At 44.1% G+C, this 13402-nt stretch carries 10 protein-coding genes and 1 pseudogene; 10 read left to right on the top strand and 1 reads right to left on the bottom strand.

The window, feature by feature from the left end:
• Window positions 1–32: 32 nt before the first annotated feature.
• On the bottom strand, window positions 33–1148 hold the full coding sequence (gene ytvI / locus MKX71_RS14860; protein WP_004399115.1) for a sporulation integral membrane protein YtvI: 1116 nt from the start codon (window positions 1146–1148) through the stop codon (window positions 33–35).
• A gap of 96 nt (window positions 1149–1244) precedes the next feature.
• Between ytvI and MKX71_RS14855 the strand changes: the two genes are divergently transcribed.
• The 10 genes and pseudogenes from MKX71_RS14855 (at window position 1245) to coaE (ending at window position 13393) form a co-directional block, all read left to right on the top strand.
• Window positions 1245–1709, top strand: a complete 465-nt coding sequence (locus MKX71_RS14855; protein ID WP_015251478.1) for a DUF441 domain-containing protein — start codon at window positions 1245–1247, stop codon at window positions 1707–1709.
• Between the two features lie 334 nt (window positions 1710–2043).
• The gene (citZ, locus tag MKX71_RS14850; RefSeq protein ID WP_004398810.1) at window positions 2044–3162 is read left to right on the top strand and encodes a citrate synthase; all 1119 of its coding nucleotides are present in this window, start codon (window positions 2044–2046) and stop codon (window positions 3160–3162) included.
• 164 nt (window positions 3163–3326) lie between these two features.
• Complete coding sequence (gene icd / locus MKX71_RS14845; RefSeq protein ID WP_014477637.1) at window positions 3327–4598, top strand: NADP-dependent isocitrate dehydrogenase; 1272 nt, start codon at window positions 3327–3329, stop codon at window positions 4596–4598.
• A 43-nt stretch (window positions 4599–4641) separates the two neighbouring features.
• The gene (mdh, locus tag MKX71_RS14840) at window positions 4642–5580 is read left to right on the top strand and encodes a malate dehydrogenase (RefSeq protein WP_003237775.1); all 939 of its coding nucleotides are present in this window, start codon (window positions 4642–4644) and stop codon (window positions 5578–5580) included.
• A gap of 211 nt (window positions 5581–5791) precedes the next feature.
• The gene (phoP, locus tag MKX71_RS14835) at window positions 5792–6514 is read left to right on the top strand and encodes a two-component system response regulator PhoP (protein ID WP_003229442.1); all 723 of its coding nucleotides are present in this window, start codon (window positions 5792–5794) and stop codon (window positions 6512–6514) included.
• Window positions 6507–8246: a sensory box histidine kinase PhoR gene (gene phoR, locus MKX71_RS14830; RefSeq protein WP_163189526.1), complete on the top strand. Its 1740-nt coding sequence runs from the start codon at window positions 6507–6509 to the stop codon at window positions 8244–8246. The genes phoP and phoR overlap by 8 nt, the downstream gene beginning before the upstream one ends.
• A 243-nt stretch (window positions 8247–8489) precedes the next feature.
• Window positions 8490–11132 carry a DNA polymerase I gene (gene polA / locus MKX71_RS14825; RefSeq protein ID WP_339231268.1) on the top strand — a complete coding sequence of 881 codons (2643 nt, stop codon included), beginning with the start codon at window positions 8490–8492 and terminating at the stop codon, window positions 11130–11132.
• 22 nt (window positions 11133–11154) lie between these two features.
• Window positions 11155–11985, top strand: coding sequence for a DNA-formamidopyrimidine glycosylase (mutM, locus tag MKX71_RS14820; RefSeq protein ID WP_134818964.1), 831 nt, complete (start codon window positions 11155–11157; stop codon window positions 11983–11985).
• 148 nt (window positions 11986–12133) lie between these two features.
• Window positions 12134–12784 (top strand): annotated as a pseudogene (gene ytaF, locus MKX71_RS14815) (sporulation membrane protein YtaF); the annotation flags it as partial.
• 15 nt (window positions 12785–12799) lie between these two features.
• A complete protein-coding gene (coaE, locus tag MKX71_RS14810) occupies window positions 12800–13393 on the top strand; it encodes a dephospho-CoA kinase (protein WP_167408350.1) in 594 nt (197 codons plus the stop codon).
• Window positions 13394–13402: the final 9 nt, after the last annotated feature.

Below are 13402 nucleotides of genomic sequence, written 5' to 3'. Positions count from 1 at the left end.
AAAACGGCAGCCATGAAAAAACGGCTGCCGTTTTATTTTTGCTGAACGGTGATATAGGACCATATTTCTTTTAATGCGCCTGTTGTGATGAAAGCTTGGATGATGACGAGTACAGCCGGTCCCGCAATCAGTCCTAAAAACCCGAATAATTTAAAGCCGGCAAACAGGGCGATGAGTGTTGCCAGCGGATCGATCCCGATAGATTTACTTAGTATCTTGGGCTCTGTCAGCTGCCGCTGAATAAGAACGACGAGGTACAGGATACCAATTCCGATTGCTTGGGGCAGCTGGCCCGTAATCGATAAATACAAAATCCAGGGCACAAATACGGAGCCGGCACCTAAGTAAGGGAGAAGATCTACAAGCCCGATTAAAAAAGCAATTGTTGCGGCGTGTTCAACCTTTAAGAGAGAAAGGCCGATAAATACAATCACCATCGTGATGAAAACGAGGACGGCTTGTGCTTTGATAAAACCAGTCATTGCTTTTTTTAATTCGCTGCTGATTGCTTTGCTGTTAGCTGTCACACGATCCGGCAGAATTAAAACAAGCATGGCTTTCAGCTTATGCCAATCCTTTGTCATAAAAAAGGTTGCCAGAAGAGAAAAAATCAGAACCGCCGCCGTATTGGGAAGAAGAGCGAAAAATCTCGGGATCATCTCTAGAATGTGGGACAGCAGGAGCCCGGCATTTTTAGCGGCAGAATCACCGAGTGTCTGGATATGAGTGACGATGGAAGCCTGCTGGTTCGTTTCCAATTCTTGAAACAAAAGAGTTAACTCGTTATAGAGCGGCTGAATATGAGTGGTAAACAATTTTTCGCAATATGAAATAAACGTGCTGATATGCGGAGGCAGCGTTTTTGCTAGATAGGCTGTTCCCGTTACGATTTCGGCTACCAGAATGGTGAGGACGCCGAAGGCTGCGAGCAGAAAAAAAGCAAGAACGCCCAGAACATTTATCGTTCGGGGGAATCCTGTCACTTTGTCCAAATAATCGACAACAGGATGAATCACTGAAGAAAGAATAAGGGCGATCAGGAACGGATAAGTTAACGGAAACGAATAATAGGCCGCAGCTATCGACCCTGCGGTCATTGATATGACAAAGAGGGTTCTGAAAAAAATAGTGATATAAGATTGATTCACGAAAACGGTCCTCCTCTCGTCAGCATGTCCTATTTTTTATATGTATTCACGCTGCGGCTGAATATGAATACATTCATCTTAAAGGAGGGATGGCATGTGTTTACACAAGCGAATTTATTTTTAATTTTACTCTTGGCTATCGCACTTATCGCAAAAAACCAATCATTGCTCTTTGCTGTATCCGTCCTTTTGATCATCAAAATCGTTGGGCTTGATCAGAAATTATTTCCGACCATCCAGTCAAAAGGCATTAACTGGGGTGTGACCATTATTACCATCGCCGTTCTTGTCCCGATTGCCACGGGAGAAATCGGATTTAAGCAGCTTGGAGAAGCAATGCGGTCTTCCTACGCATGGATCGCCCTTGGAGCGGGGATCGCAGTGGCGCTGATTGCAAAAAACGGCCTGGCCCTGCTTGAAAATGATCCGCATATTACAACTGCTCTCGTGATCGGGACCATTCTTGCAGTCGCGCTTTTTGGAGGAGTTGCGGTGGGGCCGCTGATCGGAGCGGGGATTGCTTATTTAGCCATGCAGATCGTAAAACTGTTCACTTCATAAAAAAAAGCGGCCTTAAAGCCGCTTTTTTTTTATGCAAAAACCCGCAAATAAAGGCGTTTTTTCGGGGAAATCACAGAATGAAAAAAAAAAATTATAGGTAAACATTTAACAAATGTCTGATTATTGTTTATAATGAGAATAGGCTTAAACTTAAATAAGCTTATAAGAATTTGTTATGTTCTTTCATAAGCAAAGGGTTTTAGTTCCAGCAGCCAGTAAAATGTAAGCATTTTCTTTTTGGGGGAGAGAAATACTTGCATCGTGCTTTTTAAGTAAGCCTCATGTTTTTACAACACTCTTAAAGGGGAAATTTATTGAAAAGGAGATGTTATATATGACAGCGACACGCGGTCTTGAAGGGGTTGTAGCAACAACATCATCTGTTAGTTCTATTATTGATGATACCCTTACATATGTGGGGTATGATATCGATGATTTGACAGAGAATGCAAGTTTTGAAGAAATCATCTACTTGCTTTGGCATCTAAGGCTGCCAAACAAAAAAGAGCTTGAAGAGTTAAAGCAGCAGCTTGCAAAGGAAGCTGCCGTTCCGCAAGAAATTATTGAGCACTTCAAATCTTATTCCCTCGAAAATGTTCATCCCATGGCTGCTCTTCGGACAGCAATTTCATTACTAGGCCTGCTTGACAGCGAGGCTGATACCATGAACCCGGAAGCCAACTACAGAAAGGCGATCCGCCTTCAGGCAAAGGTGCCTGGCCTGGTTGCAGCGTTTTCCAGAATTCGCAAGGGTCTTGAGCCTGTTGAACCGAGAGAAGATTACGGTATTGCGGAGAATTTTCTTTACACATTAAACGGTGAAGAGCCTTCACCAATTGAAGTTGAAGCCTTCAACAAAGCATTGATTTTACATGCTGACCATGAGCTGAACGCGTCAACGTTCACAGCGAGGGTCTGCGTCGCAACACTTTCTGACATCTATTCAGGCATTACTGCAGCAATCGGCGCGCTGAAAGGGCCTCTTCACGGCGGAGCGAATGAAGGCGTTATGAAAATGCTGACAGAAATCGGTGAAGTGGAAAACGCTGAGCCGTACATCCGCGCTAAACTTGAAAAGAAAGAAAAAATCATGGGATTCGGCCACCGTGTGTATAAGCATGGTGATCCGCGCGCGAAGCATCTGAAAGAAATGAGCAAGCGCCTGACCAACCTGACAGGCGAAAGCAAATGGTATGAGATGTCGATTCGTATAGAAGACATCGTCACATCAGAGAAAAAGCTTCCGCCTAACGTTGATTTCTATTCGGCTTCTGTATATCACAGCCTCGGTATTGACCATGATTTGTTTACACCGATTTTTGCTGTAAGCAGAATGTCCGGCTGGCTCGCTCATATTCTTGAGCAGTATGACAACAACCGTCTGATCCGCCCGCGGGCAGATTACACAGGCCCTGACAAACAAAAATTCGTTCCGATTGAAGAAAGAGCCTAAAGAACCATTGGAGGCTGGCTTGCGTCAATGAGGTTAGCCTCTTGTTCAGAACATCAAAATTGGGTTACACTTTAAATTGAATGTTAGGAAAAATCATTTTATTTTCTATATAAGAAAAATAAAATGTTTTCTAAATATGAATTACATACTGGGAGGTTTTTATTGTGGCACAAGGTGAAAAAATTACAGTCTCTAACGGAGTATTAAACGTACCAAACAACCCGATTATCCCATTTATCGAAGGAGACGGAACCGGTCCTGATATTTGGAACGCGGCTTCGAAGGTTTTGGAAGCAGCAGTAGAAAAAGCATACAAAGGCGAAAAGAAAATTACATGGAAAGAAGTTTACGCCGGAGAAAAGGCTTATAATAAAACAGGTGAGTGGCTCCCTGCTGAAACATTAGATGTGATCCGCGAATATTTCATCGCGATTAAAGGCCCGTTAACGACACCTGTCGGCGGCGGTATCCGTTCTTTGAACGTAGCGCTCAGACAAGAGCTTGACCTATTCGTCTGCTTAAGACCTGTAAGATACTTTACTGGAGTGCCGTCACCGGTAAAACGCCCTGAAGATACTGATATGGTCATCTTCCGTGAAAATACAGAAGATATTTACGCAGGCATCGAGTATGCAAAAGGCTCTGAAGAAGTGCAAAAGCTTATCAGCTTCCTTCAAAATGAGTTAAACGTCAACAAAATCCGTTTCCCTGAGACATCAGGTATCGGCATTAAGCCTGTTTCAGAAGAAGGAACAAGCCGCTTGGTCAGAGCTGCCATTGATTATGCGATCGAGCATGGCCGCAAATCTGTAACGCTTGTTCACAAAGGAAACATCATGAAGTTCACAGAAGGCGCGTTCAAAAACTGGGGCTATGAACTTGCTGAAAAAGAATACGGAGATAAAGTCTTCACATGGGCTCAATATGACCGCATTGCTGAAGAAGAAGGAAAAGACGCTGCCAACAAAGCGCAAAGCGAAGCGGAAGCAGCAGGAAAAATCATTATCAAAGACAGCATTGCTGACATTTTCCTTCAGCAGATCTTAACGCGTCCAAACGAGTTTGATGTCGTTGCGACAATGAACTTGAACGGAGATTACATTTCTGATGCTCTTGCTGCGCAAGTCGGCGGAATCGGCATTGCTCCTGGAGCGAACATCAACTACGAAACAGGACATGCGATTTTCGAGGCGACGCACGGAACGGCTCCTAAATATGCAGGCCTTGATAAAGTAAACCCATCTTCAGTTATTCTTTCAGGCGTTCTGCTTCTTGAGCATTTAGGATGGAACGAAGCGGCTGATTTGGTTATCAAATCTATGGAAAAAACAATCGCTTCCAAAGTCGTAACTTACGATTTTGCTAGATTAATGGACGGGGCGACTGAAGTGAAATGCTCAGAGTTCGGAGAAGAACTGATCAAAAACATGGACTAAGCAAGGAAAAAGCCTAAAACTAGCCATAAAGGAGAAGAGAGACATGGGAAATACTCGTAAAAAAGTTTCTGTTATCGGAGCAGGTTTTACCGGAGCTACAACTGCATTTTTAATCGCTCAAAAAGAGCTGGCAGACGTTGTTCTTGTTGACATTCCGCAATTGGAGAACCCGACAAAGGGAAAAGCGCTTGATATGCTTGAAGCAAGCCCAGTTCAAGGCTTTGACGCAAAAATTACGGGAACATCTAATTACGAGGATACAGCTGGCTCTGACATTGTTGTCATTACAGCCGGTATCGCAAGAAAACCTGGTATGAGCAGAGATGATCTGGTCTCTACAAACGAAAAGATTATGAGAAGCGTTACGCGGGAAATCGTGAAATATTCTCCTGACTCTATTATTGTGGTGCTGACAAATCCTGTTGATGCAATGACATACGCGGTGTACAAAGAATCAGGCTTCCCTAAAGAGCGTGTAATCGGCCAGTCCGGTGTGCTTGATACGGCAAGATTCAGAACATTTGTGGCAGAGGAATTAAACCTGTCAGTGAAAGATGTGACTGGTTTCGTACTCGGCGGACACGGTGACGATATGGTTCCGCTTGTGCGTTATTCTTATGCTGGCGGTATCCCGCTTGAAACTCTTATTCCGAAAGAACGGATTGACGCAATTGTGGAGCGCACTAGAAAAGGCGGAGGCGAAATCGTGAATCTTCTTGGAAACGGAAGCGCGTATTATGCGCCTGCGGCTTCTCTGACAGAAATGGTCGAAGCGATCTTGAAAGATCAGCGCCGCGTCCTTCCTACAATTGCTTATCTTGAAGGGGAATACGGCTATGAAGGCATCTACCTTGGTGTTCCTACAATTGTAGGCGGCAACGGTCTTGAGCAAATCATTGAACTTGAACTGACAGACTATGAAAGAGCGCAGCTGAATAAATCAGTTGAATCTGTCAAAAATGTCATGAAAGTATTATCCTAATAAAAAGAGAGAAAGGCTTGCTTAATACAGCCTTTCTCTTTTTACTATAAATGAAAGCGTTATCATAAACGTCTTTATTTCTTTTAAAAATGATGTAAAAGGCGAATTGTCGGAATGTCCTGCTTTCGCTAAAATAAAATCATGAAACATGTTAAGATGACATAAAATAGAGAAATAGGATGTCGGGGAATTATAATACTGGAGGCACAGCATGAACAAGAAAATTTTAGTTGTGGATGATGAAGAATCTATTGTTACTCTTTTACAGTACAATTTGGAACGGTCAGGCTATGATGTCATTACCGCCTCGGATGGGGAAGAAGCACTCAAAAAAGCGGAAACAGAGAAGCCTGATTTGATTGTGCTTGATGTGATGCTTCCAAAATTGGACGGAATCGAAGTATGCAAGCAGCTGAGACAGCAAAAACTGATGTTTCCCATTTTAATGCTGACAGCGAAGGATGAGGAATTCGACAAAGTATTAGGGCTTGAGCTCGGTGCTGATGATTATATGACCAAGCCGTTCAGTCCAAGAGAAGTAAATGCGAGAGTCAAAGCGATTTTAAGGCGTTCGGAAATAGCTGCGCCCTCTAGTGAGATGAAGAACGATGAAATGGAAGGCCAGATCGTAATCGGCGATCTGAAAATCCTGCCTGATCATTATGAAGCGTACTTTAAAGAAAGTCAGCTTGAACTAACACCGAAAGAATTCGAACTGCTGCTCTATTTAGGCAGACATAAAGGCAGAGTTCTGACAAGAGATCTGCTGCTGAGCGCAGTCTGGAATTATGATTTTGCCGGAGATACGAGAATTGTTGATGTGCACATCAGCCATCTTCGCGACAAAATTGAAAACAATACCAAAAAACCGATCTACATTAAAACGATTAGGGGATTGGGGTATAAACTGGAGGAGCCAAAAATGAATGAATAAATACCGTGTGCGCCTTTTTTCTGTATTCGTTGTCTGTATGATTCTGGTGTTTTGTGTTCTCGGGCTGTTTTTACAGCAGCTTTTTGAAACATCTGATCAAAGGAAAGCAGAGGAACACATTGAAAAAGAAGCAAAATACTTGGCTTCGCTTCTTGATGCCGGCAATCTGAATAATCAAACAAATGAGAAAATCATTAAAGATGCAGGCGGCGCGCTTGATGTGAGCGCATCCGTTATCGATACAGACGGCAAGGTGCTGTATGGGTCTAACGGGAGAGCGGCTGATTCCCAAAAGGTGCAGGCGCTTGTTTCTGGCCATGAGGGTATTCTGTCAACAACAGATAACAAGCTTTATTACGGACTTTCACTTAGAAGCGAAGGGGAAAAAACAGGATATGTGCTACTTTCCGCCTCTGAAAAAAGCGACGGCTTAAAAGGCGAATTGTGGGGGATGCTGACGGCCAGTCTTTGTACCGCATTTATCGTCATTGTTTATTTTTATTCCAGCATGACCTCACGTTATAAAAGGTCAATTGAGTCAGCGACAAATGTAGCCACAGAACTCTCTAAGGGCAACTACGATGCACGGACGTACGGCGGCTATATTAGGCGTTCTGATAAGCTAGGACATGCGATGAACAGCCTTGCCATTGATCTGATGGAAATGACGCGAACGCAGGAAATGCAGCGGGATCGGCTGCTGACAGTCATTGAAAACATTGGCTCCGGGCTGATTATGATCGACGGAAGAGGCTTTATTAATCTCGTAAACAGGTCTTACGCCAAGCAGTTTCATATCAATCCGAATCATATGCTGCGCCGTCTTTATCACGATGCATTTGAACATGAAGAAGTGATCCAGCTTGTCGAAGACATTTTTATGACGGAGACAAAGAAATGCAAGCTGTTAAGACTTCCGATCAAAATAGAACGGCGTTATTTTGAAGTGGACGGCGTTCCGATTATGGGGCCGGACGATGAATGGAAAGGAATTGTGCTTGTTTTCCATGACATGACGGAAACAAAGAAATTAGAGCAGATGAGGAAGGATTTTGTGGCCAATGTTTCTCATGAGCTGAAAACACCGATTACGTCCATAAAAGGGTTTACGGAGACGTTATTGGACGGGGCGATGGAAGACAAAGAGGCGCTTTCTGAATTTCTCTCTATTATTCTTAAGGAAAGCGAAAGGCTTCAGTCTTTGGTTCAGGATTTGCTCGATCTCTCAAAAATCGAGCAGCAAAATTTCACGCTCAGTATCGAAACGTTTGAGCCGGCCAAAATGCTTGGTGAGATTGAAACGCTTCTGAAGCATAAGGCGGATGAGAAAGGCATCTCCTTGCAACTGAATGTCCCGAAAGACCCTCAATATGTATCTGGTGACCCGTACAGGCTGAAACAGGTATTTCTTAATCTCGTAAACAATGCGTTAACCTACACGCCTGAGGGGGGCTCCGTGGCTATCAATGTAAAGCCCAGAGAAAAAGACATTCAGATTGAGGTTGCCGATTCTGGAATCGGAATTCAGAAAGAAGAAATTCCGCGCATCTTTGAACGCTTTTACCGCGTAGATAAAGACAGAAGCAGGAATTCGGGCGGAACCGGACTGGGCCTTGCAATTGTCAAGCATTTAATAGAGGCTCATGAAGGGAAAATTGATGTCACAAGCGAGCTTGGACGGGGAACTGTCTTTACCGTGACGCTGAAACGGGCCGCTGAAAAGTCCGCCTAATGTTTACAAAGGTTTAACAATATCTTCATGCACTGTTAAACCTATGCTGGTAGGATGTAGTAGAACCCCTTCATCCAAGGAGCCAATTTTGACGGCGGGAACCTATTTGTGTTCCCGTCCTTTTTTGTGTCTTCTCTTATAGTTCACGTATTTTCCTTTCAAATTGAACTTTGTTAAAATAAGAGGAGCTAATGACTATGTAAGAGATGAATGGAAGCCTGAGGCTTCTTAGGAGGAAATTGAATGACGGAACGAAAAAAATTAGTGCTTGTAGACGGAAACAGTCTGGCTTACCGGGCGTTTTTTGCATTGCCGCTGTTAAGCAATGATAAAGGTGTTCATACAAATGCCGTATACGGCTTTGCGATGATTTTGATGAAAATGCTTGAGGATGAAAAACCGACGCACATGCTGGTTGCGTTTGATGCCGGGAAAACAACATTTCGTCACGGCACATTTAAAGAATATAAAGGCGGCAGACAGAAAACCCCGCCTGAGCTTTCCGAACAAATGCCGTTTATCCGCGAGCTGCTGGATGCCTACCAGATCAGCCGCTATGAACTGGAACAATATGAAGCGGATGATATTATCGGCACACTGGCCAAATCGGCTGAAAAAGACGGATTTGAAGTTAAGGTTTTCTCAGGAGATAAGGATTTAACACAGCTGGCAACGGACAAAACGACAGTTGCCATTACGAGAAAGGGAATTACCGATGTTGAATTTTACACACCGGAGCATGTCAAAGAGAAATACGGGCTTACGCCTGAACAAATCATTGACATGAAGGGTCTGATGGGCGATTCCTCAGATAATATTCCGGGTGTGCCCGGCGTCGGAGAAAAGACTGCGATTAAGCTTTTAAAACAATTTGATTCCGTTGAAAAGCTGCTGGAGTCCATTGACGAGGTGAGCGGAAAGAAATTGAAGGAAAAGCTTGAGGAGTTTAAGGATCAAGCATTGATGAGCAAGGAGCTTGCGACAATTATGACGGATGCTCCGATTGAGGTATCTGTTTCCGGCCTGGAATATCAAGGCTTTAATCGTGAACAGGTCATTGCCATCTTTAAAGATCTTGGCTTCAACACGCTTCTTGAACGGCTTGGAGAAGACAGTGCAGAAGCAGAACAGGATCAATCGTTGGAAGACATTAATGTCAAAACAGTCACAGACGTGACAAGCGATATATTGGTTTCTCCATCCGCATTTGTCGTTGAACAGATTGGCGATAATTATCATGAAGAGCCGATTCTCGGATTTTCGATCGTAAATGAAACGGGAGCTTATTTCATTCCGAAAGACACTGCCGTTGAGTCTGAGGTGTTTAAAGAATGGGTGGAAAATGACGAGCAGAAGAAATGGGTCTTCGACAGCAAGCGGGCTGTTGTCGCTTTGCGCTGGCAGGGCATTGAGCTGAAAGGAGCCGAGTTTGATACGCTCCTTGCGGCTTATATCATCAACCCGGGCAATTCATATGACGACGTTGCGAGTGTGGCTAAGGATTACGGCTTGCATATCGTTTCAAGTGATGAATCAGTTTATGGAAAAGGAGCAAAACGAGCAGTGCCGTCAGAAGACGTACTGTCTGAGCACCTTGGCCGCAAAGCGTTAGCGATTCAAAGCCTTCGGGAAAAGCTCGTTCAGGAGCTGGAAAACAACGACCAGCTTGAACTGTTTGAAGAGCTGGAAATGCCTCTTGCGCTTATTCTCGGCGAAATGGAATCAACTGGCGTCAAAGTCGATGTTGACCGTTTAAAACGGATGGGTGAAGAACTGGGTGCGAAGCTGAAGGAATATGAAGAAAAAATCCATGAGATTGCGGGAGAGCCGTTTAACATCAATTCTCCGAAACAGCTAGGCGTCATCTTATTTGAAAAGATCGGCCTTCCTGTCGTAAAGAAAACGAAAACAGGCTATTCTACGTCTGCCGATGTGCTTGAAAAGCTGGCTGACAAGCATGATATTGTCGACTATATTTTACAGTACAGACAAATTGGCAAGCTTCAATCAACATATATCGAAGGGCTTTTAAAGGTGACGAGACCGGATTCGCATAAAGTGCACACGCGATTTAACCAGGCCTTAACGCAAACTGGTCGTCTCAGCTCGACTGATCCGAACCTGCAAAACATTCCGATCAGGCTTGAGGAAGGGCGGAAAATTCGCCAAGCTTTTGTGCCGTCTGAAAAAGACTGGCTCATTTTTGCAGCCGATTATTCACAAATCGAGCTGCGGGTGCTTGCCCATATTTCAAAGGATGATAATCTGATCGAAGCTTTTACAAATGATATGGATATTCACACGAAAACGGCAATGGATGTGTTCCATGTCGCTAAGGATGAAGTGACATCTGCGATGAGACGCCAGGCGAAAGCGGTCAACTTTGGCATTGTTTACGGGATCAGCGATTACGGTCTGTCACAGAACCTCGGCATTACCCGGAAGGAAGCGGGAGCATTTATCGACCGCTATCTGGAAAGCTTCCAAGGCGTAAAAGCGTACATGGAAGATTCAGTACAGGAAGCGAAGCAAAAAGGATACGTAACAACGCTTATGCATCGCCGCCGCTACATCCCTGAGCTGACGAGCCGGAACTTTAATATCCGAAGTTTTGCAGAGCGGACGGCCATGAATACGCCGATTCAAGGAAGCGCCGCTGATATTATCAAAAAAGCCATGATTGACATGGCTGCCAAGCTGAAAGAAAAACAGTTGAAAGCAAGGCTTCTGCTTCAAGTACACGATGAATTGATTTTTGAGGCGCCAAAGGAAGAAATTGAAATTCTTGAAAAGCTTGTTCCTGAAGTGATGGAGCATGCGCTTGCATTAGATGTGCCGTTAAAGGTGGACTTTGCATCAGGCCCATCTTGGTACGATGCGAAATAAACAGAGATAGGAAGTGATGGATGTGCCGGAATTACCAGAAGTTGAGACGGTCCGGCGCACTCTGACCGGGCTTGTAAAGGGAAAAACAATCAAATCGGTAGAGATCAGATGGCCGAATATCATCAAACGGCCTGCCGAACCGGAGGAATTTGCGCGAAAACTAGCAGGAGAAACGATACAGTCCATCGGAAGACGGGGAAAGTTTTTACTGTTTCATTTAGATCATTATGTTATGGTTTCTCACCTTCGAATGGAAGGAAAATACGGTCTTCATCAAGCCGAGGAGCCTGACGATAAACACGTGCATGTCATATTCACGATGACGGATGGAACCCAGCTCCGGTACAGGGATGTGCGGAAATTTGGAACCATGCACTTATTTAAACCGGGAGAAGAAGCGGGCGAGCTCCCGCTTTCTCAGTTAGGTCCGGAGCCGGATGCAGAAGAATTTACGAGTGCGTATTTAAAAGACCGGCTTGCGAAAACAAACCGCGCTGTCAAAACAGCCCTACTGGATCAAAAAACGGTAGTTGGACTAGGGAACATTTATGTGGATGAGGCTCTTTTCAGAGCGGGTGTTCATCCCGAGATAAAAGCAAATCAATTATCAGATAAAACAATCAAAATCCTTCACGCTGAAATCAAAAACACTCTGCAGGAGGCGATTGATGCGGGCGGAAGCACAGTCCGTTCATATATCAACTCCCAAGGGGAAATCGGAATGTTCCAGCTGCAGCATTTTGTCTACGGAAAAAAAGACGAGCCATGCAAAAATTGCGGAACGATGATTTCGAAAATTGTCGTTGGAGGAAGAGGCACGCATTTTTGCGCAAAGTGCCAGAAAAAAAAGTAGCATAATGCTTCATCGTCCAAGCTGTCGGTGCATATATCAGTAACTCTGTAATGGAGGATGCCATTTTCGAAACACGGATTTTTCACTTTCCCATATATATGATTGTGATGAATCCCGGGCATTTCACATCTGATACAAGAGCACCAACAGAAAGGAAGAAACGGATATGCAAATGGTTTCTATACTGCTGCTGGCGTTGGCTGTCAGCTTGGACAGTTTTTCAGTCGGATTTACGTACGGATTGAGAAAAATGAAAATACCGTTTAAAGCGATTTTGGTTATCGCCTGCTGTTCCGGTGCTGTCATGTTTATATCCATGCTGATCGGAAGCTTTCTCACGAAGTTTTTTCCTGTATATGTGACGGAGAAGCTTGGCGGTTTGATATTGGTTGGAATCGGTGCGTGGGTTCTGTACCAATTCTTCAAACCGGCAAAAGATAAAGAATACCTCTTGCATGAAAAAACACTGCTTAATTTAGAGGTTCGGTCATTAGGGATTGTGATTCATATTTTGAGAAAACCCATGAGTGCGGATATCGACAAATCGGGTGTGATCAATGGAATTGAGGCGGTCTTATTGGGATTTGCCTTATCGATTGATGCCTTTGGAGCAGGTATAGGCGCAGCCATTCTCGGTTTTTCACCGATTGTGATGAGCATCGCCGTGGCAATCATGAGCTCGCTGTTTGTATCAATTGGAATCAATGCCGGCCATTTTCTGTCTAAGTGGAAATGGATCGATAAAATGGCGTTTTTGCCGGGGCTTCTATTAATCACGATTGGGCTCTGGAAATTGTAAAAAGGAGTGGATCTCTTGACCTTAATCATTGGTTTAACGGGAGGAATAGCTAGCGGCAAAAGCACGGTAGCCAATATGCTGATTGAAAAAGGAATAACAGTTATAGATGCAGATATCATTGCAAAACAAGCGGTAGAAAAAGGGATGCCGGCCTACCGGCAAATCATTGACGAATTCGGTGAAGACATACTGCTCTCAAATGGCGATATAGACCGAAAAAAGCTTGGAGCGCTGGTATTTACAAATGAACAAAAGCGTCTCGCTTTAAATGCAATTGTTCATCCCGCAGTCAGGCAGGAAATGCTCAATCGCCGTGATGAAGCCGTTGCAAATCGGGAGGCATTTGTTGTATTGGATATCCCGCTATTGTTCGAAAGCAAATTGGAATCATTGGTTGATAAAATTATCGTGGTCAGTGTGACAAAAGAGCTTCAACTGGAACGTCTGATGAAGCGCAATCAGCTGACGGAAGAAGAAGCAGTCAGCCGTATCCGCTCTCAAATGTCCTTAGAGGAAAAAACAGCAAGAGCAGATCAAGTCATCGATAACAGCGGCACGCTTGAAGAGACCGAAAGGCAGCTTGATGAAATCATGAACAGCTGGGCATAATACAAAAAA

Origin of the sequence: Bacillus sp. FSL M8-0071 (genome assembly GCF_037975455.1) — a bacterium.
Classification (GTDB): Bacteria; Bacillota; Bacilli; order Bacillales; family Bacillaceae; genus Bacillus; species Bacillus subtilis.
This window is presented reverse-complemented; position numbering and strand designations above follow the sequence as displayed.